This window comes from Halocynthiibacter sp. C4 (assembly GCF_028823805.1).
Lineage (GTDB): Bacteria > Pseudomonadota > Alphaproteobacteria > Rhodobacterales > Rhodobacteraceae > Falsihalocynthiibacter > Falsihalocynthiibacter halioticoli.
This window is the reverse complement of the sequence record NZ_JAPEIE010000002.1, coordinates 469,567-490,858: the sequence shown is the minus strand read 5'-3', so window position 1 is coordinate 490,858 and position 21,292 is coordinate 469,567. Positions and strand designations below refer to the sequence as shown.

Below are 21,292 nucleotides of genomic sequence, written 5' to 3'. Positions count from 1 at the left end.
GGCTCGCAACCCTATTCGTGGCATTCACCTGTGTTGAAGGCGGGCGACGTGGCTTTATACAACATCTTTGCCGGATTTTGACCAAGCGGAAGCGGCGAAAAGCGAGTTTTTGAGGAATATAAATAAAGTGGTTTCACCAAGGCGCGCGGCGCGCTATACGGGCGCGGGTTTTCTAATTCCGGGAAAGAAGTATGGCTAACGTTGTCGTTGTAGGCGCCCAATGGGGTGACGAAGGAAAAGGCAAGATCGTGGATTGGCTTAGCGAGCGCGCTGATGTCATTGCACGATTTCAGGGCGGGCATAATGCTGGCCACACGCTGGTAATTGACGGCAAGGTTTACAAACTTTCGCTCCTGCCTTCGGGCATCGTGCGCGGCGGCAAGCTTTCGGTCATCGGTAACGGTGTTGTGCTTGACCCGTGGCACCTCAGCGAGGAAATCACCAAATTGCGGGATCAGGGCGTTGATATTACGCCGGAAAATCTGATGATCGCTGAAAATACGCCGTTGATCCTGCCAGTGCATGGCGAGCTTGATCGCGCCCGCGAAGAGCAAGTGTCTGTGGCCAAGATCGGCACTACAGGCCGCGGTATTGGCCCAGCTTATGAGGATAAAGTGGGGCGTCGCGCTATTCGCGTGGCGGACCTTGCGGATGAAGCGACGCTGGAAACTCGCGTTGATCGCCTCCTGCTGCACCACGACACTCTGCGCCGCGGTATGGGGCTTGAACCCGTCGACCGCGCGGAGCTTTTGGCCAAGCTCAAGGAAATCGCCGAGATCGTGCTGCCCTATGCCGCGCCGGTTTGGAAGGTGCTGAACGAGCAACGAAAATCCGGTAAGCGGATTCTGTTTGAAGGGGCGCAGGGCTCGCTTCTGGACATTGATTTCGGCACTTATCCCTTTGTGACATCCTCGAACGTGATCGCAGGGCAAGCGGCAACCGGGACCGGTATCGGCCCTGGTTCCATCGATTATGTCCTTGGGATCGTTAAGGCTTATACAACCCGCGTGGGCGAGGGGCCGTTCCCAGTAGAGTTGGACGACGCCGACGGTCAACGCCTCGGCGAGCGTGGGCATGAGTTTGGAACTGTTACAGGCCGGAAGCGCCGCTGCGGATGGTTTGATGCGGTTCTTGTGCGCCAAACATGTGCGACTTCGGGCGTAAACGGCATCGCATTCACCAAGCTTGACGTGCTTGACGGGTTTGAAGAGTTGAAAATCTGTGTGGGCTATGAGCTTGACGGAGAGCGCATCGACTATCTGCCGACTGCGGCGGATCACCAAGCCCGCGTGAAGCCGATCTATGAAACACTACCTGGTTGGAGCGAAAGCACTGAGGGCGCGCGGAGTTGGGCTGATCTTCCTGCCAACGCCATCAAATACGTGCGTCGGGTTGAAGAGTTGATCGACTGCCCTGTTGCGCTTCTGTCGACGAGCCCTGAGCGGGACGACACGATCCTCGTTCACGACCCATTTGCCGACTGATGGCTGGCCTCTCTTATAAGGCGCGGCGGCGGTGGTCTCTGGTGATTTTGCTCGTTGGGCTGCCGGCCTATATCATTGCGTGCTGGGTGATCCTGAGCTTTCTGGATCGTCCACCGTTTATTGTTGAGCTGGCCGTTTACATCATCCTTGGCGTGCTGTGGGCCTTGCCCTTTAAGGCAGTGTTCAAGGGGATCGGTAAAGCTGATCCGGATGCGCCGCCGGACGATGGTGAAAATCGTTAAGTTATTGCTCTTAAATTGAAAAAGGCAGCCCTTAGGCTGCCTTTTGCTTTTCGATGGTGCTTTTGATTACTCGCCAGCGATACGGGCGTCCGGTTTAAACCGTGTGGATTCGGCAACCTTGAACTGGCCGCGCTTGACCTTTTCGATCTTGCCCTGACGGAGCAGGAGACCAAAGGAACGCAGGCGCTCTTCGCGGGTGAGGCCCTTTACGTCGCTGTGACGCTCAACCTGACGCATGAGTTGCGGACGGGTGAAGCTTTCGAGACCTTCAACATAAGACGTATATGCCGCTGCGGCTTCAAGCAGATCTGGAAGATCCTTAGCACCAACACGGTCAGCAAACTCGGAGAAAGAGCTGCTGTCGGCCAGATGCGCGGCACTTGCGCTGCTCATCGGAGTTGTGCGGCCTTCGTTGACGTCGCGAAGCTCAAGCGGTGTTTTGCGCTTAGGAGTTTCGTCGGCTTCGTCCACGTCGATGCGTTGCGCGGAGACCAGCATTAGAGGGGCTGGGCGCTTTTCGCCATCGTCGGATTTTGCTTCGCCAGGCCGAACAACCTCTGCGAGGTCTTTGCGGTATTCGTCGGCAACGTCGTCTTTGGCTGGCTTCGCGCCACCGAGGATTTTGCGATCCGCGACGGTTGCGGCAACAGCGGCCTTCAGATGTGCAATCGCGCTGCGGCGGCGTGTGCCTTCTGTTTCGGCGAACTTGCTGTCTGTCTCTTCCATCAGACGATCAACTTTTTCTTCGTCAGACAGTTGCGGCAGAACGTGGCGCTCGCTGGAAACCACAGCTTCATCTTCGGGTGCATCCACCTTTTCAGCGGCGGCCAGATCGGCAAGAAGCTCGGCTTCGTCCTTAGCGGAAAGAACCTTTTCTTTGCGGACACGGCGCGGCGTGATTTTGCGCGGTGTGACAGGCTTGTCCTCTGCAACGGGCTCTTCAACCTCTGCGGCTGGAGCAGGTGCATCTGGAACCGGAGTCGGCGTTGGTTTGCTAACGCGGATTGCACGAGCACGGGCGCGTGCGGCAACGCTGGAAACTTCTGGGTTTGCGACGCGCTGTTGGCCGTCCTGCGGAGTATTATCTCCGCGGGCTTCCTCTTCTGGCGCCTCGTCAATTGCTTCGACTTCTTCGATTTCAGTCGTTTCGAAAGCTACAGCCTCGGCAACCTCTTCTTCCGCTTCTGTTTCCGCAGCGGCGAAGTCTTCTTCGGTTGCGCCGTCAAGGGCAGCAAGGTTCTGGATGTCTTCTTCCGAAGCTTCTGCTTCCTCAATGTGGTCTGTGAATTCCGCTTCATACTCGTTTTCAAGCGCGGCGCTCTCAGCCTCAGCCTCAGGCTCAGCGTTCGGCTCTGCGTCGAATGCGTCGCGGATCGAGTCCATGCCGACAACTTCAATCTCGTCTTCGACTGTCTCTTCTGCTTCCGCTTCAACCTCTGAGGCACTTTCTTCCTCAAGCTGAGTCTGTGCAAGGATGGAAGACGGATCAAAAGCAGCTTCTTCGACCTCTTCTTCAGCTTCTTCGGCTTGCGCTTCAACTACGTCGCCTTCGTCGTCCAACCCGATAAAGATGTTGCGGGTATCTTCCTCGACATCCTCATCGATATCTTCGAACGGCTCTGCTTCTTCGGCGACTGTTTCCTCAGCGACCTCTTCGGAAGCGGCTTCAATCTCTGGGGTTTCTTCAACAGTTTCTTCTACTGTATCTTCGGCTTCTTCTTCTGCGACGAGAGGAGTTTCTTCCTCGATTTCTTCAACTTCTTCGGAGACAGCTTCTGTTGCTTCCGGCTCTTCGATCTCCGCAGCAGGAGCAGCTTCTTCTACGGCTTCCTCTTCGATATCGGCGAAAGCGCTTTCAATCGGGGGTAGCAGATCTTGTGGCGCATCTTCTTCTGTTGCGGTGTCTGTAACAGGGGCCGCTTCGGGAGCGCGTGAAACAACGGCGCGGATGCGCTGGAGCTTGGCAGCAACGGATTCGGTGTCCTGTGTTTCGGCAACTGGTGCGGCAGCGGGTGTAGGCGTTGCTGCTGGTGCGGCAGGTTCCGGCTGTGGTGCAGGTTGTGCGGCTTCTGGCTGTGGAGCCGGAGCGGGCGCTTCAGCTGCCGGTGCCGGGGCTGCGGGTGCTTCGGCCTTTGGGGGCTCTGCAACATCTTCGCTCTTGCGCAGCAGAATTCCAGTTTCGCCCACTTTTGCTTCAACGCGCGACTTAATCTCGCGTTCCGCAATACGTGTAAGCATATCGGCGTCGGGAGTCGGAGGCTCTGCCCCGAAATAGCGGTCATCCGCTGCCAAATCCCTAAAGTATTCAGCAATCGCCTTCATTGTCGTAAATGAATCGTCGAAACCTTCAAGTGTGCAAGAGAAGGTTCCGTATGATACGGTCAAGATCTTGCTTGTGCCTACCATGTTACTACTCGCTTTCTCTCCTACCCAACGGCAATATGTTTACCATCACAGGGCCCACAGAAATGATCGGAACTGCGTTAATTAAAGTATCATTTTTGGGCAGGAATGTGGCCTGAATAGCAAAATAAGGCACAATGGGCATGGATCGGGCTATTGTTTCGAAAACGAAAGCAATCACTTTGGTGGGCGGCGGAGACGCAGATTCCGCAATGCTGGAAGAGGCGCAAAAATTCGCGCCAACTCTTGTGGCTTGCGATGGCGGAGCGGGTTTTGTCCTGAAAAACAAGGGGAATCCCGAGGCCGTTATCGGCGACATGGATTCAATTGATGCGCGAACAAAGGCTGCTATCGCACCGGATAGATTACATTTTGTTGCCGAGCAAGACACGACCGATTTCGAAAAAGCGCTGCTGCGAATTGAGGCGCCATTAATTTTGGGGGTCGGCTTCCTTGGGGGGCGGTTGGACCACGAATTGGCAGTTTTACACGCTTTGGTTAAGTACGATTCGCCTAAAGTGATTCTTCTGGGGCGTGAAGATATCGCCTTTGTTGCGCCCGAGCGGATCGCGCTTGATCTGCCGATTGGGTCGCGGCTGTCGCTTTTTCCGCTTGGGCCCGTGTCGGGGGTGTCTGAAGGGCTAGAGTGGCCAATCAAGGGGTTGTCCTTTGATCCGCTAAGCAAGATCGGCACGTCCAATCGTGTGACAGGGCCGGTTGAACTGAGCTTTTCAAATCGTGCGATGCTATTGATCTTGCCGCGTGCGGGGCTCTCGGCGGTGATAGATGCGTTAGGGGCGGGTTGATGCAGTAACTGCAGCCGCTGTTGCCGCCGCGGCCAAACGGCGTTCGCGGAAAATCACATACAGGCCGGAGCTGATCGTAATCAGGATACCAACCGCGGCCAGCCCGTTCGGCCAGTCACTAAACAGCCAGAAGCCGATCATCGTAGCGAATGGAATTTCGAGATATTGCATTGGTGCAAGAGTGGCCGAAGGCGCAAACCGCAGCGCCCATGTCATAAAGAGATGGGCCGTGGTGCCGACAAGGCCAACCGCAACAAAGAGCCAGAACTCGCGCCCTGATGGCACATGTGCCTCAAAGCCGGACCAGCCTGCTGTATTGCCGATGAACCAGACCGGAAACAGGATCACAACGGCAATACCCCCTCCAACGGCCTGAAGCGCGATTGGCTCGATTTCGCGGGCAATGACGCGTGTCACGAGCATGAAGGCCGCAAAAAACAGCGCGACCCCAACCGGCAACAGAGCAGGCGCCCCCACTTCTTCGAAGCTTGGCTGAATGACCATCAAGGTGCCGATGAAACCAATACCCGCCGCGATGATACGGCGCGGGCCAACTTCTTCGTTCAGGAACAGCCAGCCAAAGAACAGCATGATAAACGGCATCACAAACCCGATGGCCACAGCATCGGCAAGCGGCAGATATCGTAGCGCGAGGAACATCGTACTGATGCCGAGAATATGAAATACCGTCCGCAAGACGACAAAGCCAAGCACGCGGCGGCGCATCCGAAACTTGCTTCCGATCAACACCACAATCGGCGCGAGGATGAGCACCTGTGCCAAAAAGCGGATCGAGACGAGCTGCATCACCTCTGATGTTTCGCCAATAAGTTTCGAGAGCGCATCGCCAAGCGGGGCGAACACGCAAAACACCAGCATCAGGAGTATGCCAAGATAAGGGCGGTCATAGTTCATGTTGGCGACGGTAGGCGCGCTCTTTGGCCTGCGCCAGTGGATTCGACATCGGCCAGAAAAAATCGCCAGCGTACCGATACAATTCCGCTCTTTTCACGGTGTTTGATTTCGCGCCATAGTCGCGCGCATGTCTGCTGAACTGTTACAGGCGCTTGTCGTCTTTGCCTTTACCATGTCGATCACGCCAGGGCCGAATAACCTGATGCTTATGGCGTCGGGGGCGAATTTCGGTCTTCTGCGCACGGTCCCGCACGCGCTGGGCGTGGGGAGCGGGTTTGTAATTATGGCCATTGTAGTGGGCGCGGGGCTTTCGCGGGTGTTTGAGGCCTTTCCTGCTACTCAGATCGCGCTCAAGGTAGCGAGCGTCTGTTTCATGCTATTTCTCGCCTATAAAATCGCTACAGCAGCGCCGCCCAAAGATGGCGAAGCGCGCAGCACACCGATCAGCTTCATACAGGCCGTTCTGTTTCAGTGGATGAACCCAAAGGCGATCATCATGGCGGTTTCGGCCATGTCACTTTATGCGCCAGACGGAAGCTTCCGCTCAGTCGTGCTTGTCGCGCTTGTGTTTGGTGCTGTGAATTTGCCCTCGGTCAGCTGCTGGGCGCTCGTCGGGGTGCAATTGCGCCGTATCCTTAGCAACCCTGCGCGGATGCGTGTATTTAACGGCGTGATGGCGGTACTTTTGCTGGCGTCGTTGTATCCTGTGGTCACGGCAGAGTTCTAAGCCGCTAGCAATTCGGCACGTTCACCGCGAGCCCGCCGAGCGAGGTTTCCTTGTATTTTTCGTGCATGTCTTCGCCTGTTTGGCGCATGGTCTCGATCACGGAATCTAGCGGCACGAAATGCGTGCCATCCCCGCGCAAAGCCAAAGAGGCTGCGGACACGGCTTTAATCGCGCCAAGACCGTTGCGCTCGATGCATGGCACTTGGACCAACCCTTTCACCGGATCGCAGGTCATGCCGAGGTGATGCTCCAGCGCGATTTCAGCGGCGTTTTCAACCTGTTCTGGCGTGCCATTCATCACGGCGGTTAGCCCAGCGGCTGCCATGGCCGCCGCACTTCCGACTTCGGCCTGACATCCACATTCCGCGCCGGAGATCGAGGCGTTGTGCTTGATAAGGCCGCCGATTGCCGCCGCCGTCAAAAGGAACTCCGGCACGCGCGTCACCGTCGCGCCGGGAACGAACTCAAGCCAATAGCGCAACGTTGCCGGAAGCACTCCCGCCGCGCCATTCGTAGGCGCGGTAACAACCTGACCACCTGCGGCGTTCTCCTCGTTTACGGCCATGGCAAAGCAACTCATCCAGTCATTGATGGTATGCGGCGCGGAAAGGTTTAGCCCGCGTTCCGCCAGCAGATGCTCATGGATTGCTTTGGCCCGTCGCTTAACGCGCAGCCCGCCAGGCAATTCGCCGTCGTGTTCAAGGCCGCGTGTGATGCAATCATTCATGACCTCCCAAATCCGCATAAGCCCCGCGTCGAGATCGCCGGAGGTTTTGCGGGCGTATTCGTTGGCGCGCTTGAGGTCTGCGATGCTTTTGCTGGATTCGGCGCACATGCGCAGCATCTCCGCGCCGCTATGGAAAGGGTAGGGGATAGGCGCACCGGGATCGGTGTTTTTGCCCGCGGCGAGTTCAGCCTCGGTCATCACGAATCCACCGCCGACGGAGTAATAGATTTCCCGAAGGATCACATCGCCTTGCGCATCGGTTGCCATCAAGATCATACCGTTGGCATGGCCCTCTAGCGGGGTGTCATAGTCGAACTTGAGGTCGTCGGCGGGGTCAAACACAAGCTGTGGCAATCCCTCCGGCGTCACTCGCTTGGTTGCGGTAATCTCGGCTAAGGCCGCATCGGCTTTCGCGCGGTCATATGTTTCAGGATGAAACCCCGCGAGGCCAAGGATCGTAGCGCGGTCAGTGGCGTGGCCGATGCCAGTAAAGGCCAGAGAACCATGCAGGGAAGCCCGAAGCCCGTATGCGGAAAAAGGAGAGCGGCGCAATTTGTCGAGAAACCGCGCGGCCGCAACCATCGGCCCCATGGTATGACTTGAAGAAGGGCCGACGCCAATTTTGAACATATCAAAGACAGAAAGAAACATGGGCCGCGCCTTTAACGTAAAAAGTTTCCTATAGGAAACATGCGCGCAGAACAGAGGCAAGCCCCGTTTCCGACCATTTCATGCAAATTTCGTCATCCATTGCGCAAATGGCGACTCGCCGCCGTAAACATCGGCTTGTATAACGCATTGAACCAAAGAGGAGTCGGAGCATGACTGGAGAGTTGTCCCCCATTGATCGGGCCAAATTTGTGGCCGCGAAAAAGGCGGTTGAGTTTATCGAAGATGGAATGCGCGTGGGTATGGGCACCGGCTCAACAGCGGCGTGGATGGTCAAATGTCTGGGCGAGCGGGTGCGGGATGAAGGGCTTAAAATCACTGCCGTACCAACCTCCTCGCGCACGGCGAAACAGGCCGCCGAGGTGGGCATCAAGGTGTCGACGCTTGACGAGGCGAAGTGGCTCGACCTGACGATTGACGGCGCGGATGAATTCGACGCCGACCTCAACCTGATCAAAGGCGGCGGTGGTGCGCATCTTCAGGAGAAGATCGTGGCGGCGGCAAGTGACCAGATGTTGGTGATTGCCGATGCGTCCAAATCCGTAGAACAGCTTGGCGCCTTTCCTTTGCCGGTCGAGGTTATTCCCTTCGGCGGACAGGCCAGCCGCCGTTTGATCGAAGAGATGCTGGAAGATATGGATGTTGACGGGCGCATTGCGAGCCTGCGGATGAACGGCGATGTGCCGTTTGTGACCGATGAGGGCAACCACATCCTAGATCTCAACCTTCGCCGTATTGGTAACCCTGTTGCCCTAAGCGCGCGGCTTAACCAGATTCCAGGTGTGGTGGAAAATGGGTTGTTTATAGATATTTGTGACGCAGTTGTGATCGGCCATGGGGATGGACGCTGCGAGGTGCTCGACCTATCTGGAAACTTCAACGGAGGCTCGCAGGCCGATGGCGCGGGTGATAACCTCTTTTCCGAGCTTGAGGATTAGGACAGATGGCATTTGATTTCGATCTCTTTGTAATTGGCGGCGGCAGCGGCGGTGTACGCGCGGCGCGCCTTGCGGCAAGCGAGGGCGGCGCGAAAGTCGGTTTGGCCGAGGAATATCGCATGGGTGGTACCTGTGTGATCCGCGGATGTGTGCCCAAGAAGCTGATGGTTTTTGCCAGCGCCTTCAAAGATCAGATCGAAGACGCGGCAAGCTATGGTTGGGATGTGAACTCCGGACCGTTTGATTGGCAGGTTTTCCGTCCTAAGCTGCGTGCGGAGCTTGACCGTTTGGAAAAGGCCTATCGCAACACGCTTAAAAACAACACGGTTCAAACATTCGATGCTCGCGCCGAATTGGTTGATCCGCATCGCGTACGACTTTCAACCGGCGAAGAATTCACCTGCAAGCACATCCTTGTTGCGACTGGTGGACGACCCTTTGTTCCCGAATTCCCTGGCTCCGATCTTGCGATTACGTCGAACGAGATTTTCCTTTGGGAAGAACTTCCGAAACGTGTGTTGATTGTTGGCGGCGGGTTCATTGCTTGTGAATTTGCCTGCATCCTGCACGGTCTTGGTGTTGAGGTGACGCAATTCTATCGCGGTGCCCAAATCCTGCGCGGGTTTGATGACGAAGCGCGCGGCCATATTGCGGCCTCGATGGAAGATCGTGGGATCAACCTGCGACTTGGCGAGAACGTGGAAACCATTACCAAGAAAGACGACGGCCTGCACGTGCGATCAACCAGCGCCAATGATGGTGTGTTTGATGCGGTGATCTACGCCACGGGGCGTGTGCCCAACACAGAAAACCTTGGCCTTGAAGAGGCGGGCGTTGAGACGGGCAACAAGGGCGAAATCCTTGTGGATGACTATAGCCAAACCAACGTTCCTTCCGTCTTTGCGGTGGGGGATGTGACCGATCGTATTAATCTTACGCCCGTGGCCATCCGCGAAGGTGCGGCCTTTGTGGAAACCGTGTTCAAGGGGAACCCGACAAAGCCGGATCATGATTTGGTGGCAAGCGCGGTCTTTACCCAACCCGAATTCGGAACCGTGGGCATGACCGAGGAAGAAGCCCGCGAAACCGGTACGATCGAAGTCTACTGCACCAGTTTCCGCCCGATGCAGACGCTCTTTGCGGGGCGCGAAGACAAGGTGTTTATGAAACTGCTCGTGGCGCAGGAGAGCCGGAAGGTACTGGGGTGTCATATCGTAGCGCCGATGGCGGGAGAGATGATCCAGCTTGCAGGGATCGCCATTAAGATGGGTGCAACCAAAGAAGATTTCGACCGTACTTGCGCGGTTCATCCGGTCATGGCCGAAGAATTGGTCACGATGAAATCACCAACGCGCGTGGTTTAATGCGAAGTTTCGGGCAAAAGCACCACATTGTGCGGTGGCTCTTGCTTGAAATTCCGCTATAAATCCGCATTTAAGTAAGCAGACAGGTTAATTCAGACGATAGGAAGCTTTATGGCTGGGAACAACGGCGGCCCTTGGGGCGGCAGTGGTGGAAACGGCGGCGACAAAGATAATCGCCCCAGCGGAGGAGGAGGGCGCAAGCCCGGCCAGGACGGTCCACAAATCCCCGAAATCGACGATTTGCTCAAGAAGGGCCAAGACCAATTGCGCGTTCTTATGGGCGGCAAAGGCGGCGGTGGCCGTGGTACTGGTGGCGGCCAAGGTGGCTCCGGTGGGCCGGGCCTTAACAAAACGACGGTTGTGATTGGTGGCCTTGTGGCTGTCGGTCTTTGGGCGTTGGCGTCTTTCTATTCGGTGAAGCCAGAAGAGAAATCGGTAGAGTTCATGTTTGGTAAATATCACCAAACTGGCGAACCGGGCCTTAACTTTGCGCCATGGCCGATTGTCAAAGCCGAGATCGTTCAGGTTACACGTGAACAAATCGAAGATATCGGCGTTGGTGGCCGCGGCGGTGATGCCGGCCTAATGCTAACTGGTGATGAAAACATCGTAGACATCGACTTCCAAGTTGTTTGGAACGTTCGTGACCCCGCTGCTTTCCTCTTCAACCTGCGTGACCCACAGCTCACAATTCGGGCGGTATCCGAATCCGCGATGCGTGAGATTATTGCGCAATCTTCGCTCGCTCCGATCCTCAACCGTGACCGTGGCGCGATTTCGCAGCGGCTCGAAGATCTGATCCAGTCAACGCTTGATAGCTATAACTCCGGCGTGAATATTGTTCGGGTGAACTTCGACAAAGCCGAACCTCCGCAAGAGGTTATCGCGGCATTCCGTGATGTTCAGGCTGCCGAGCAAGACCGTGACCGTCTTCAGAAAGAAGCCGACGCATACTCCAACCGAGTACTTGCGGAAGCACGTGGTGACTCTGCGCAGATTCTTGAAGAGGCAGAAGGCTATCGTGCCGAGGTTGTGAACCAAGCCGAAGGTGAAGCCAGCCGCTTCTCCGCCGTGCTTGAAGAATACCAAAAAGCGCCCGAAGTGACGCGTAAACGTCTGTTCCTTGAAACGATGGAACGGATTTATGGCCGCGTAGACAAAGTCATCATCGAGAACGAAGTTGGTGATGGTGTCGTGCCGTATCTGCCACTGAACGAGCTTACAAAAGGGGCAACGAAGTAATGAAGAAGACAGTATATATTCTTCCCGTCCTTGTCGTAGCGATTGTGGTTGCGGCGTCCTCGATCTTTATTGTGGACGAGCGTGAAAAGGCGCTGGTGCTGCAATTTGGTATGGTGAAAGACGTTAAAGAAGAGCCGGGTCTCGCGTTCAAAATCCCGCTGATCCAAGAGGTCGTGCGCTATGATGACCGTATCCTCAGCCGCGACGTTGGCGAGCTCGAAGTAACGCCACTCGATGATCGTCGCCTTGTTGTCGATGCCTTTGCGCGGTACCGGATTGCCGATGTCGAGCAATTCCGTCGTGCGGTTGGTACCGGTGGTATCGCGACTGCCGAGAGCCGTTTGGACAGCATCCTGCGGGCGCAAACCCGTGAGGTTCTGGGTTCGGTGTCCTCCAACGATATTCTGTCGTCGGATCGGGCCGCGCTTATGTTGCGGATCAAGAATGGTGCGATTGCCGAAGCAAAACCACTCGGTGTTGAGATCATCGACGTGCGCTTGAAGCGGACGGACCTTCCATCGGCCAACCTTGCCTCCACCTTCGAACGGATGCAGGCTGAGCGTGTACGGGAAGCAACAGACGAACGTGCCCGTGGTGAAGAAGCCGCGCAGCGGGTTCGCGCCCTTGCAGATCGTTCCGTTGTGGAGCTTGTGTCTGATGCCAAGCGTCAGGCAGAGATCATCCGCGGTGAGGCTGATGCCCGCCGGAACTCGATCTTCGCTCAAGCCTTTGGTGCTGATCCTGAGTTCTTTGAATTCTATCGCTCGCTCAATGCCTATGAGACGGCGTTCCAAGAAGGCAACTCGAAGCTTGTTCTGTCGCCTGACAGCGAGTTCTTCAACTACCTTCAGTCCGATCAAGGCGCGGAAGCGAAATCAAGAGAAAGCCAGTAATCTGCTTTCAAACGTCATAGAAAAGGGCCCGTGCGTTTACGGGCCCTTTTTTGTTGTTCATTGAGGTTACATCGACATCAGCGGTGCTACGTCGATTGTTCCCATCTCAAGGAAGGGGCAACTCTTGGCAATCGCCGTTGCGGCATCCATGTCCGCCGCTTCGATAAGCGTATAGCCCATCATCCCTTTCAAAACTTTGCTCTCGTCTGATCCTTCGGTCGATATGTTTTGCGACGGGCCAAAGGGGTTGGCTGGCTCAAGAATTGCATCGCCGTTGTCTTTGATCCAGCTTTCGTAACGCTTGCGGTGAGCGGCGCCTTCTTCGGGGGAGGGTTGCGGGGCATTTCCGGGAATGTAAGCAAGTATAAATCTGGGCATCAATTGCTCCTTTGGTGTGAATGTACGAGTGTCGCGAGCCGTTCGAGCGCCGAGTTCCAGCCCTTGTTACGCATGTCCTCGATATGCTCGGCTTCGAGGCCGGTCTGTGTCAGGCAGAGGCGCGTTTCCTCTGGTCCTTCGGAAAATAGCTCAAATTTAATAACGCTTTGTGGGCCTTTGCTGCCATCTTCGTGAAAGAAGGAAAGCGTGAGTTCGACTGATGTTGGTGGCTCCAGCCGAACAACATCGCCGCCCACTTTTGCGCCATCGCCGCTTGGGCCGACCATCCGCGCCCACCACGGGCCAAGGCTGGCAAAATCAAGGTTGTGCTCGGGGATCGTGGTGCCTTCGGGCCCCCACCATTGCAACAGGTTTTCACCTTCTGTGAGAAAGCGGAAGACCTCCGCGCGGCTGGCCTTGAGGCGTCGTTCCATCTCCAGTGTGGCCACTATGTTTTCCCCGCTGTTTCGAGGGCGCGCTCTAGTCTGTCGAGGCTGCCCTGCCAAAATGTCCGGTAGCTCATGGCCCAATCGTTGATCGCCTTAATGGCCTCTGGCCGTACCGAATAGAGTCTGCGCTGTTTGTCGATCCGCTGTTCCACGATACCGGCTTTACGCAATACCTTGAGGTGCCGAGAAATAGCCGGAGCAGAGATTGCGCCCACGTCCTGAAGGGCGCCCGCTGGAGTCTCGCCCTCACGAAGAAGGCGCTCCACAATTGCAAAACGTGTGGGATCACCCAAAGCGGCAAAGGACGTATTCAAAGCAGACATTTAGATTTACCTTTCTGTTAATTAACATATCTTAAAAATAATAACAGTCAAGCAACGCTTGAATTCTGCGCGGGCAGGGCGCATCTTCTGGCCATCTGTTACAGAGTTTCACAGCCCTGTGTTGTCACGCGATTTAAGTTAGCTTGATATTCCTGTGAGGGACTAAATATTACATGTGTGACTAGCCCATTCAGGGCGTAACGGACTCTGGATGTGACGACATAACAAAGGAGCACGAAGTGAAATCTTTGGCATTAACACAACAGTCAGAACATGGCAGATCGACAGGGGCGAAGCGCGCATTTGTCTTTGCAACGCTCGCGACAATCCTGCTGTTACTGCAATCGGTTATGGCGGCAGCGAGAGGCGCGCCGGAGAGCTTTGCCGATCTGGCAGATAGAGTAAGCCCTGCCGTGGTTAACATTACGACGACAACAACCGTTGCCCAGCCGGCGATGCCGGGACCAATTGTACCGGAAGGTTCTCCTTTTGAAGATTTCTTCCGCGATTTTCTGGATCGGCGCGGTGGCCCGAACAATCGGCCTCAGCGTAGTCAGGCGCTCGGTTCTGGTTTTGTGATTTCCGAAGATGGTTTCATCGTGACCAACAATCACGTGATTGATGGTGCCGATGAGATCATGGTCGAATTTTTCTCGGGGGACGAGCTTCCCGCCAAACTGATCGGTCGTGACGCGAACACCGACATCGCGGTTCTTAAGGTCGAGAGCGAAGGGCCGCTACCGTTCGTGACATTCGGCGATAGCGATGTTGCGCGTGTTGGTGATTGGGTGCTTGCGGTGGGTAACCCGCTCGGGCAGGGGTTCTCGGTTTCTGCGGGGATTATTTCCGCGCGCAACCGTGCGCTGTCCGGCACCTATGACGACTACATTCAAACCGACGCTGCGATCAACCGAGGCAACTCTGGTGGTCCGCTGTTCAACATGGACGGCGAAGTTATCGGTGTGAATACCGCAATCCTTTCGCCTAACGGTGGCTCGATTGGTATCGGTTTCTCCATGTCTTCCGCAGTTGTGACCAAGGTTGTCGATCAGCTTAAGGAATTCGGCGAAACCCGCCGTGGTTGGCTCGGCGTGCGTATTCAGGATGTTGACGAAGGCGTTGCCGAAGCGCTTGGACTTGAGAAAGCCGCCGGTGCGCTGGTGACCGATGTTCCCGAAGGTCCGGCGCGCGAAGCAGGTATTCAAGCTGAAGATGTGATTGTTTCATTCGATGGCGTTGAAGTAACTGACACGCGTTCGCTTGTCCGTCAGGTCGGCGCAACGGATGTTGGTAAAACTGTCCGCGTTGTTGTGGTGCGCGATGGCGAGGAAACCACGCTCAAGATCAAGCTTGGTCGCCGTGAGACCGCTGATGGTTCTGGCGATGTGCCCGATACCAGTGGCGAAAGCGCGGCTCCTGAAGTTGAAAGCATGCTGGGCATGACCGTGTCGACCCTCACTCCGGCAATCCGCGACGAGCTCGGCCTTTCTGACAGCAGCACCGGACTGGTTATTCAAGAGATCGACCAGACAAGCGAAGCCTTTGAAAAAGGTCTACGTGTTGGTGATGTGATCGAAGAGGCTGGACAGCAAGCGGTTGAGACCGTGGCCGAGCTTGAGGCCCAGATCGCCAGCGCCAAGGATGCAGGACGCAAGTCACTGTTGCTTCTGGTGCGCCGTGGCGGTGAGCCGCGCTATACGGCACTGACGCTTCAGTAAAGCGAGAGACATTGTGAAAACATCTAGGGCGTCCCATCGCGGGGCGCCCTTTTGCTACCGCAACGCAACGTTTTGACACGTGTTTGTGAGCCTTTTGCAAAAGAGGGTGGAACTGCCTGCCGCGCTTATATATTGAGCGATGAGCAAGTTTAGAGGACGCGAGAATGGCCAAGATTACATATATCGAGCACAACGGCACACGCCACGAGGTCGAGGTTGCCAATGGGCTTTCCGTTATGGAAGGCGCGCGGGATAACAACATCCCCGGTATCGAAGCAGATTGCGGCGGGGCCTGTGCCTGCTCGACCTGCCATGTTTACGTGGATGGCGCTTGGGTTGAGAAAATTCCGGCCAAGGACGCCATGGAAGAAGACATGCTTGATTTTGCGTTTGAACCAGACGCCGAGCGCTCGCGCCTGACCTGTCAGATCAAGGTAACAGACGCGCTTGACGGGCTTGTTGTTCAGATGCCCGAAAAGCAAATTTGATGCGACGCGCGGCATTGGGATTTCTGGCGGGGGTGGCTTTGGCTGCGCCTGCTTGTGCAGAGATCACCGCCGCGCAGTTTGTTGACCCCACGGGCCGATATGGGCACGGGGTTCTGGGTGATGCCATTGAGTATGGCGCGCTTGAATACACGGTGCAGGACGGCGGCAAAACGCGTCGCCTGCGCATTACGCTCCCACAGGATCATGTGTTCGAAGATATCGCCCCGCGTCTGGCAGACGTGGATGGTGACGGGTTGCCTGAAATCATCGTTGTTGAAACCGATATGCGCCAAGGGGCTGCCCTCGCCATCTATGGTGTAAACGGCAAGATCACAGAGACGCCGCATATCGGCCAATCCAATCGATGGCTCGCGCCCGTGGGCGTTGCAGATTTGGATGGGGACGGCGCGGTTGAACTCTCCTATGTGGATCGTCCGCATCTCGCGCGGGTTCTCACGGTTTGGCGGTTTCAAGATGGCGCACTTGAGAAAGTCGCAACTCAAACGGGCCACACAAACCACAGCATCGGCCAAGATTACATCACGGGCGGGGTGAGAACATGTGGCGGTGTCGTCGAGATGATTACGGTGTCGCCTGATTGGTCGCGCATTTATGCCACGCGGCTTGCGAATGGCAGCCTTCAGCGGCGCGACATCGGTCCAAATGAAAAGGGCGCATCCGTTGAACGCGCCCTTGATTGCAATTTCTAATTCCTAAGCTCAGAGTGCCCGCCAGCCAATATCACGGCGGCAGAACCCTTCGGGCCAGTCTATCTGATCGACCATCTCATAGGCCCGCTTCTGCGCATCTTTGAGCGAGTTGCCCCGTGCCGTTACGTTCAAAACACGACCGCCGTTGGCGAGGATTTTCCCATCGCTTTCTTTGGTGCCCGCGTGGAACACCATGTTGAAGCTATCTTCAGGAAGTGCGTCCAGCCCTTTGATCTCTGAGCCTTTTTCATAGGCGCCCGGATACCCGTCGGCGGCAAGAACAACAGTCATCGCGTGGTCATCGGCCCAATTTGCCTGTGCTTTGTCGAGCTCGCCTTTGGCGCAAGCCAGCAACAGGTCAAGCGCCTGTGCACCAAGACGCATCATCAAAACCTGACACTCAGGATCGCCGAACCGTGCGTTGTATTCCACAAGGCGGGGTTGGCCATTTTCGATCATGAAACCCGCATAGAGGACACCCTGATAGGGCATCCCACGCTTGGCCATTTCGGCCACTGTGGGCTTGATGATCTCGTCCATTGCTTTTTGCGTCACGGCGTCGGTCATTACGGGAGCAGGGGAATAGGCGCCCATGCCGCCGGTGTTGGGGCCGGTATCACCTTCGCCAACGCGTTTGTGGTCTTGGGCCGTACCAACAGGAAGAACGTTCTCGCCATCGCAGAGCACAAACCAGCTTGCTTCTTCGCCGGTCATGAATTCCTCGATTACGACTTCCGCACCCGCTGCGCCAAACTCGCCAGAGAACATATCGTCAATCGCGGCAAGGGCATCGGCTTCGGTCATGGCAACGATAACGCCCTTACCTGCGGCAAGCCCGTCTGCCTTGACCACAATCGGTGCGCCTTGCTCTTTGATATAGGCTTTGGCGGCGTCGGCTTCGGTGAAATGTGCATAGGCCGCTGTTGGCGCGCCGGAGGCATCGCAGATTTCCTTTGTAAAGCTTTTGGAGGCCTCAAGCTGTGCGGCTTTGGCCGAAGGGCCGAAACAGAGAATTCCCGCGCCGCGCAGGTCATCAGCAACACCTGCTGCAAGGGGCGCTTCGGGGCCGATGACCACGAAATCAACCGCGTTTGCTTCGGCGAATGTGACAACGGCCGGTCCATCGCACGGATCAAGATCGGCGCATTCCGCCAGCATCGCAATGCCCGCATTTCCGGGCGCGACAATGAGGCGATCACATTTCGGGTTTTGTTTGATGGCCCACGCCAGCGCATGTTCGCGCCCGCCGCTGCCTAGAATAAGGATGTTCATTGCGTCCCCCGCTTGGCCTTTGTTGTTGGGCGTTCTAAGGTGCTTCCAACCAAGAAACAAGCGAGCAAACAGGCGAGCAAAGATGTCAGACCTAATCGACGATCCAGAACCCGGCCAGAACGCACCGGAATTTACCGTTACCGAGGTTTCCGGCGCGGTTAAGCGTACCATCGAAGGTGCGTTTTCGCGGGTGCGGGTGCGCGGCGAGGTTGGTCGTGTGAGTCGCCCTCGATCTGGGCATATCTATCTTGATCTAAAGGATGACCGCGCGGTTCTTGCCGGCGTCATATGGAAGGGCGTTTCCGCGCGGCTTGCAACCCAGCCCGAAGAGGGAATGGAGGTTGTTGCCACGGGCAAGCTCACCACCTTTGGCGGGCAGAGCAAATACCAGATGGTGATCGAAGATATCGCGCCAGCAGGTATGGGCGCTTTGATGGCGATGCTTGAAAAGCGCAAAAAAATGCTCGAAGCCGAAGGGCTCTTCGCACCGGAACGTAAGCGGGAATTGCCGTATTTGCCCGAAGTGATCGGCGTTGTGACCTCGCCGAGCGGGGCGGTGATCCGTGATATTCTCCACCGGCTGCGGGATCGATTTCCGCGCAAGGTATTGATTTGGCCTGTTGCCGTACAAGGCGCGAAATGTGCGCCCGAAGTGGCCGCCGCGATCAACGGTTTTAATGCCATGACACCTGGCGGCTCTATGCCACGGCCGGATTTGTTGATCGTGGCACGGGGCGGCGGCTCCATCGAAGATCTCTGGGGCTTCAACGAAGAGGTTGTAGCGCGTGCCGCTGCTGCAAGCGAAATTCCCCTTATTTCGGCTGTGGGGCATGAAACCGATACAACGCTTATCGATTTCGCCGCCGACCGTCGCGCGCCGACACCCACGGCGGCAGCTGAGATGGCCGTTCCGGTGCGGCTGGATTTGATGTCGCATCTGGATACGCTTGGCGGGCGATTGTTGCGCGGCGTGTCACAGGGCACAACACTGCGCCGCCAGCGGCTTGCGGATGTATCCCGCGCCTTGCCACGGCCAGAAACGCTGCTTGATAGCGCCAAACAGCGGCTCGACATCGCAAGCCTGCAACTTGGTCCAAACCTCCAGAAAATGGTGCAGGGTAAACGGCTTGAGTTGCAAAGCACGGCATCGCCCCTACACCCGCGCATTCTGCGCAGCCGCATTGCCCACCTCGAAGAACGCAGCAACGAGCTGGCAAAGCGGCTTGGACCAAGCCTTGTGCGCAATACTGCAACGGGACGGGATCGTTTGAACCGCGCAGAGCAGCGGTTGCAGCCTGATGTCATTCGCCGTGATATTAAACGCTCGCGCGAGAAATTGGATGGCCTTAATCGGCGGTTTGCCGCGCTCGCGTCATCACAAGTCGCTGCGCATAAGGAACGTCTGAACAGCCTTGAACGGATGCGTCAAACGCTTGGCTATACCGAAACGCTCAAGCGCGGCTATGCCGTCGTGCGCGATGACGCGGGTGGGTTGGTGACAACAGCAGATGCCGCAAACGCTGCCGCTGGCCTCGAAATTCAGTTTCAGGACGGGCGCGTGCAAACGGGCAAAGGAACGGCGACAAGCGGCTCAACACCACAAAAGAAGCCGCAAAAGAAACCTGCGAAAAAGACGCCACCGCCAGAGGATCAGGGTAGTTTGTTCTAGGGCGCATTTTTTGTGGATCGCCATCAGAAAAAACGCTTCTGCGAAATGATTTGTCGTATTTGGAGTGGTGTCAGGCGATGCGCGCTCTAAAATGACGGCAACAAGGGAGGCCGTATTGGACCAGAAAACGGGCGTTTGGAAATCGGGAAAAGGTAAAGGGCGCGCCACGCCAAAGGGGCGTCAGCTTGATGATCAGGCCCATGCCGAGGTACGTGCGCTTTTGCAAGATCGCCCGCGCCGCCGTGATTTGTTGATCGAGTTTCTGCATTTGATTCAAGATGCTTACGGTCATTTAAGCGCGGCGCACCTTCGGGCTTTGGCCGAAGAATTGCGGCTCTCTATGGCCGAGGTGCAGGAGGTTGCGAGCTTTTATGCGCATTTCGATATTGTGCGCGAAGGAGAGACGCCGCCACCTGATTTGACGATCCGTGTGTGTGATAGCCTTTCCTGTGAGTTGGCGGGTGCAGAGCAGTTGCGTAAGGCGCTTGAGGCGGGGTGCGACGCTCGTAAAATCCGCGTCCTGCGCGCGCCGTGCATGGGGCGGTGTGATCTGGCGCCCGTGGCGGAGGTTGGCCATTATCACCAATGTTTCGCCACGCCAGAAAACGTGATGGTCGCCGTTGAAGCGGGGAAAACCCATGCTGAAATTCCACAGTACCAAGATTTCGCAGCCTACAGCGCTGCTGGCGGCTACGGCACATTAGAGGCCCTGCGCACTTCAGGATCGCGCGAAAAGGCCATTGAAACCGTTCTTTCAAGCGGGCTGCGCGGGCTTGGCGGTGCAGGATTTCCAACAGGGCGGAAACTGCAATATGTGCTCGCCGAAAAGGGGCCAAGGTATCTCGCTGTGAATGCAGACGAAGGAGAGCCCGGCACGTTTAAAGACCGTTTTTTCCTCGAAGAGAAGCCGCATCTTTTCCTTGAAGGTGCGCTTATCGCGGCTTGGGCAATCGAAGCAGAGAAGCTCTTTATCTATTTACGGGATGAATACCCCGCCGCGCGTCTTCTGCTGTTGGAGGAAATCTCTAAGCTTGAAGATAGCGATTTGATTCCGAAGGGATATATCGACCTGCGCCGTGGGGCGGGCGCGTATATCTGTGGCGAAGAAAGCGCGATGATCGAGAGTATCGAAGGCAAGCGCGGCCTACCACGGCATCGGCCGCCCTTCGTGGCACAGGTTGGAATATTTGGACGCCCGACGCTGGTGCAAAACGTCGAGACCCTATGTTGGGTCACTCGGATTTTGCGCGATGGTCCGGAGGTTTGGCAGGGTGTCGAGAAAAATGGCCGCAAGGGGCCAAGGAGCTATTCGGTTTCGGGGCGTGTTGCCAATCCGGGAATGTACGAGCTTCCAGCAGGGTCTACGATTCTGGATGTGATTGAAGCCGCTGGCGGCATGGCCGACGGGCACAGTTTCCATGCTTATCAACCGGGCGGGCCGTCTTCGGGTTTGTTGCCCGCAACTCTGGATGATGTGCCGCTCGATTTTGATACCTTGCATGAGCACGGAACGTTTATTGGCTCTGCCGCTGTTGTGGTCTTGTCCGATAAGGACCGCCCGCGTGATGCCGCGCTTAACATGCTGCGGTTTTTCGAGGATGAAAGTTGTGGGCAATGTACGCCGTGCCGTGTTGGCTGCGAAAAGGCGGTGAAGCTTATGCAGGCAGAGGACTGGGAAAAGCCGCTTTTGGAGGAGTTATGTGAGGCCATGGCAGACGCATCAATTTGCGGTTTGGGGCAGGCCGCGCCCAATCCGATCCGGCTTGTGATGAAGCATTTTCCAGAGGAAATTTAAACACCGCGGAATCCTGAAATGCCACTTCCCCCTTTTATCTTTAGCGCAGGTGGATTAGGTGGAAAGGGTCAATACAGGGC

The 21,292-nt window shown here is 56.4% G+C and carries 20 protein-coding genes; 13 read left to right on the top strand and 7 right to left on the bottom strand.

The annotated features are described in order from the left end of the window. Positions 1-191: 191 nt before the first annotated feature. Positions 192-1,484: an adenylosuccinate synthase gene (locus OU789_RS09450; protein WP_274655318.1), complete on the top strand. Its 1,293-nt coding sequence runs from the start codon at positions 192-194 to the stop codon at positions 1,482-1,484. After that, positions 1,484-1,726, top strand: coding sequence for a DUF2842 domain-containing protein (locus OU789_RS09445; protein WP_274655316.1), 243 nt, complete (start codon positions 1,484-1,486; stop codon positions 1,724-1,726). The genes OU789_RS09450 and OU789_RS09445 overlap by 1 nt, the downstream gene beginning before the upstream one ends. Before the next feature lie 66 nt (positions 1,727-1,792). Here OU789_RS09445 and OU789_RS09440 read toward each other — a convergent pair whose 3' ends face one another. Continuing rightward, the gene (locus OU789_RS09440) at positions 1,793-4,132 is read right to left on the bottom strand and encodes a hypothetical protein (protein ID WP_274655314.1); all 2,340 of its coding nucleotides are present in this window, start codon (positions 4,130-4,132) and stop codon (positions 1,793-1,795) included. 140 nt (positions 4,133-4,272) lie between these two features. Between OU789_RS09440 and OU789_RS09435 the strand changes: the two genes are divergently transcribed. Then, the gene (locus OU789_RS09435) at positions 4,273-4,935 is read left to right on the top strand and encodes a thiamine diphosphokinase (RefSeq protein ID WP_274655312.1); all 663 of its coding nucleotides are present in this window, start codon (positions 4,273-4,275) and stop codon (positions 4,933-4,935) included. On the opposite strand, the gene OU789_RS09430 is transcribed toward OU789_RS09435, so the two are convergent. Beyond that, entirely contained in the window at positions 4,921-5,850 is a 930-nt protein-coding gene (locus tag OU789_RS09430) for a DMT family transporter (protein ID WP_263952671.1), read from the bottom strand. The genes OU789_RS09435 and OU789_RS09430 overlap by 15 nt on opposite strands. A 127-nt stretch (positions 5,851-5,977) precedes the next feature. On the opposite strand from OU789_RS09430, the gene OU789_RS09425 reads away from it, so the two are divergent. Then, the gene (locus OU789_RS09425; RefSeq protein WP_274655310.1) at positions 5,978-6,577 is read left to right on the top strand and encodes a LysE family translocator; all 600 of its coding nucleotides are present in this window, start codon (positions 5,978-5,980) and stop codon (positions 6,575-6,577) included. A 4-nt stretch (positions 6,578-6,581) separates the two neighbouring features. Here OU789_RS09425 and OU789_RS09420 read toward each other — a convergent pair whose 3' ends face one another. After that, positions 6,582-7,955, bottom strand: a complete 1,374-nt coding sequence (locus OU789_RS09420) for an L-serine ammonia-lyase (RefSeq protein WP_274655308.1) — start codon at positions 7,953-7,955, stop codon at positions 6,582-6,584. Between the two features lie 170 nt (positions 7,956-8,125). Between OU789_RS09420 and rpiA the strand changes: the two genes are divergently transcribed. The 4 genes from rpiA (at position 8,126) to hflC (ending at position 12,410) form a co-directional block, all read left to right on the top strand. Beyond that, the gene (gene rpiA / locus OU789_RS09415; protein WP_263952674.1) at positions 8,126-8,911 is read left to right on the top strand and encodes a ribose-5-phosphate isomerase RpiA; all 786 of its coding nucleotides are present in this window, start codon (positions 8,126-8,128) and stop codon (positions 8,909-8,911) included. A 5-nt stretch (positions 8,912-8,916) separates the two neighbouring features. Then, entirely contained in the window at positions 8,917-10,275 is a 1,359-nt protein-coding gene (gene gor / locus OU789_RS09410) for a glutathione-disulfide reductase (RefSeq protein ID WP_274655306.1), read from the top strand. Between the two features lie 111 nt (positions 10,276-10,386). Further along, positions 10,387-11,517, top strand: coding sequence for an FtsH protease activity modulator HflK (gene hflK, locus OU789_RS09405; protein WP_263952676.1), 1,131 nt, complete (start codon positions 10,387-10,389; stop codon positions 11,515-11,517). Continuing rightward, positions 11,517-12,410, top strand: coding sequence for a protease modulator HflC (hflC, locus tag OU789_RS09400; RefSeq protein WP_263952677.1), 894 nt, complete (start codon positions 11,517-11,519; stop codon positions 12,408-12,410). The genes hflK and hflC overlap by 1 nt, the downstream gene beginning before the upstream one ends. Positions 12,411-12,476: 66 nt before the next feature. On the opposite strand, the gene OU789_RS09395 is transcribed toward hflC, so the two are convergent. From OU789_RS09395 to OU789_RS09385, 3 genes are read right to left on the bottom strand one after another with little or no spacing between them, the layout of a single operon-like run. Beyond that, positions 12,477-12,788 carry a YciI family protein gene (locus OU789_RS09395; protein WP_274655303.1) on the bottom strand — a complete coding sequence of 104 codons (312 nt, stop codon included), beginning with the start codon at positions 12,786-12,788 and terminating at the stop codon, positions 12,477-12,479. Next, positions 12,788-13,237: an SRPBCC family protein gene (locus OU789_RS09390; protein WP_274655301.1), complete on the bottom strand. Its 450-nt coding sequence runs from the start codon at positions 13,235-13,237 to the stop codon at positions 12,788-12,790. The genes OU789_RS09395 and OU789_RS09390 overlap by 1 nt, the downstream gene beginning before the upstream one ends. Further along, entirely contained in the window at positions 13,237-13,560 is a 324-nt protein-coding gene (locus OU789_RS09385) for an ArsR/SmtB family transcription factor (RefSeq protein ID WP_274655299.1), read from the bottom strand. The genes OU789_RS09390 and OU789_RS09385 overlap by 1 nt, the downstream gene beginning before the upstream one ends. 350 nt (positions 13,561-13,910) lie before the next feature. Between OU789_RS09385 and OU789_RS09380 the strand changes: the two genes are divergently transcribed. From OU789_RS09380 to OU789_RS09370, 3 genes are all read left to right on the top strand, one after another. Further along, positions 13,911-15,278 carry a Do family serine endopeptidase gene (locus OU789_RS09380; protein WP_274656028.1) on the top strand — a complete coding sequence of 456 codons (1,368 nt, stop codon included), beginning with the start codon at positions 13,911-13,913 and terminating at the stop codon, positions 15,276-15,278. Positions 15,279-15,442: 164 nt separating this feature from the next. Continuing rightward, positions 15,443-15,766 carry a 2Fe-2S iron-sulfur cluster-binding protein gene (locus tag OU789_RS09375; protein WP_263952681.1) on the top strand — a complete coding sequence of 108 codons (324 nt, stop codon included), beginning with the start codon at positions 15,443-15,445 and terminating at the stop codon, positions 15,764-15,766. Continuing rightward, positions 15,766-16,476, top strand: coding sequence for an FG-GAP repeat domain-containing protein (locus OU789_RS09370; protein ID WP_274655296.1), 711 nt, complete (start codon positions 15,766-15,768; stop codon positions 16,474-16,476). Before OU789_RS09375 ends, OU789_RS09370 begins: the two co-directional genes overlap by 1 nt. A 9-nt stretch (positions 16,477-16,485) precedes the next feature. Here the strand turns inward: OU789_RS09370 and purD are convergent, their stop codons facing one another. After that, positions 16,486-17,748, bottom strand: a complete 1,263-nt coding sequence (gene purD, locus OU789_RS09365) for a phosphoribosylamine--glycine ligase (RefSeq protein WP_274655294.1) — start codon at positions 17,746-17,748, stop codon at positions 16,486-16,488. A gap of 82 nt (positions 17,749-17,830) precedes the next feature. On the opposite strand from purD, the gene xseA reads away from it, so the two are divergent. After that, positions 17,831-19,417, top strand: a complete 1,587-nt coding sequence (gene xseA / locus OU789_RS09360; protein ID WP_274655292.1) for an exodeoxyribonuclease VII large subunit — start codon at positions 17,831-17,833, stop codon at positions 19,415-19,417. Between the two features lie 91 nt (positions 19,418-19,508). Beyond that, positions 19,509-21,212 (top strand): NAD(P)H-dependent oxidoreductase subunit E, encoded by a 1,704-nt coding sequence (locus tag OU789_RS09355; protein ID WP_274655291.1) that lies wholly within the window; start codon positions 19,509-19,511, stop codon positions 21,210-21,212. Positions 21,213-21,292 lie beyond the last annotated feature (80 nt).

Excerpts from the sequence above, each read along its gene's own strand:
- hflC (WP_263952677.1), top strand. The coding sequence starts at position 11,517 with ATGAAGAAGACAGTATATATTCTTCCCGTCCTTGTCGTAGCGATTGTG.
- OU789_RS09355 (WP_274655291.1), top strand. The coding sequence starts at position 19,509 with ATGACGGCAACAAGGGAGGCCGTATTGGACCAGAAAACGGGCGTTTGG.
- purD (WP_274655294.1), bottom strand. The coding sequence starts at position 17,748 with ATGAACATCCTTATTCTAGGCAGCGGCGGGCGCGAACATGCGCTGGCG.
- rpiA (WP_263952674.1), top strand. The coding sequence starts at position 8,126 with ATGACTGGAGAGTTGTCCCCCATTGATCGGGCCAAATTTGTGGCCGCG.
- OU789_RS09380 (WP_274656028.1), top strand. The coding sequence starts at position 13,911 with ATGGCGGCAGCGAGAGGCGCGCCGGAGAGCTTTGCCGATCTGGCAGAT.
- gor (WP_274655306.1), top strand. The coding sequence starts at position 8,917 with ATGGCATTTGATTTCGATCTCTTTGTAATTGGCGGCGGCAGCGGCGGT.
- OU789_RS09450 (WP_274655318.1), top strand. The coding sequence starts at position 192 with ATGGCTAACGTTGTCGTTGTAGGCGCCCAATGGGGTGACGAAGGAAAA.
- OU789_RS09395 (WP_274655303.1), bottom strand. The coding sequence starts at position 12,788 with ATGCCCAGATTTATACTTGCTTACATTCCCGGAAATGCCCCGCAACCC.
- OU789_RS09375 (WP_263952681.1), top strand. The coding sequence starts at position 15,443 with ATGGCCAAGATTACATATATCGAGCACAACGGCACACGCCACGAGGTC.
- xseA (WP_274655292.1), top strand. The coding sequence starts at position 17,831 with ATGTCAGACCTAATCGACGATCCAGAACCCGGCCAGAACGCACCGGAA.
- hflK (WP_263952676.1), top strand. The coding sequence starts at position 10,387 with ATGGCTGGGAACAACGGCGGCCCTTGGGGCGGCAGTGGTGGAAACGGC.
- OU789_RS09370 (WP_274655296.1), top strand. The coding sequence starts at position 15,766 with ATGCGACGCGCGGCATTGGGATTTCTGGCGGGGGTGGCTTTGGCTGCG.
- OU789_RS09440 (WP_274655314.1), bottom strand. The coding sequence starts at position 4,132 with ATGGTAGGCACAAGCAAGATCTTGACCGTATCATACGGAACCTTCTCT.
- OU789_RS09430 (WP_263952671.1), bottom strand. The coding sequence starts at position 5,850 with ATGAACTATGACCGCCCTTATCTTGGCATACTCCTGATGCTGGTGTTT.
- OU789_RS09420 (WP_274655308.1), bottom strand. The coding sequence starts at position 7,955 with ATGTTTCTTTCTGTCTTTGATATGTTCAAAATTGGCGTCGGCCCTTCT.
- OU789_RS09385 (WP_274655299.1), bottom strand. The coding sequence starts at position 13,560 with ATGTCTGCTTTGAATACGTCCTTTGCCGCTTTGGGTGATCCCACACGT.
- OU789_RS09425 (WP_274655310.1), top strand. The coding sequence starts at position 5,978 with ATGTCTGCTGAACTGTTACAGGCGCTTGTCGTCTTTGCCTTTACCATG.
- OU789_RS09445 (WP_274655316.1), top strand. The coding sequence starts at position 1,484 with ATGGCTGGCCTCTCTTATAAGGCGCGGCGGCGGTGGTCTCTGGTGATT.
- OU789_RS09435 (WP_274655312.1), top strand. The coding sequence starts at position 4,273 with ATGGATCGGGCTATTGTTTCGAAAACGAAAGCAATCACTTTGGTGGGC.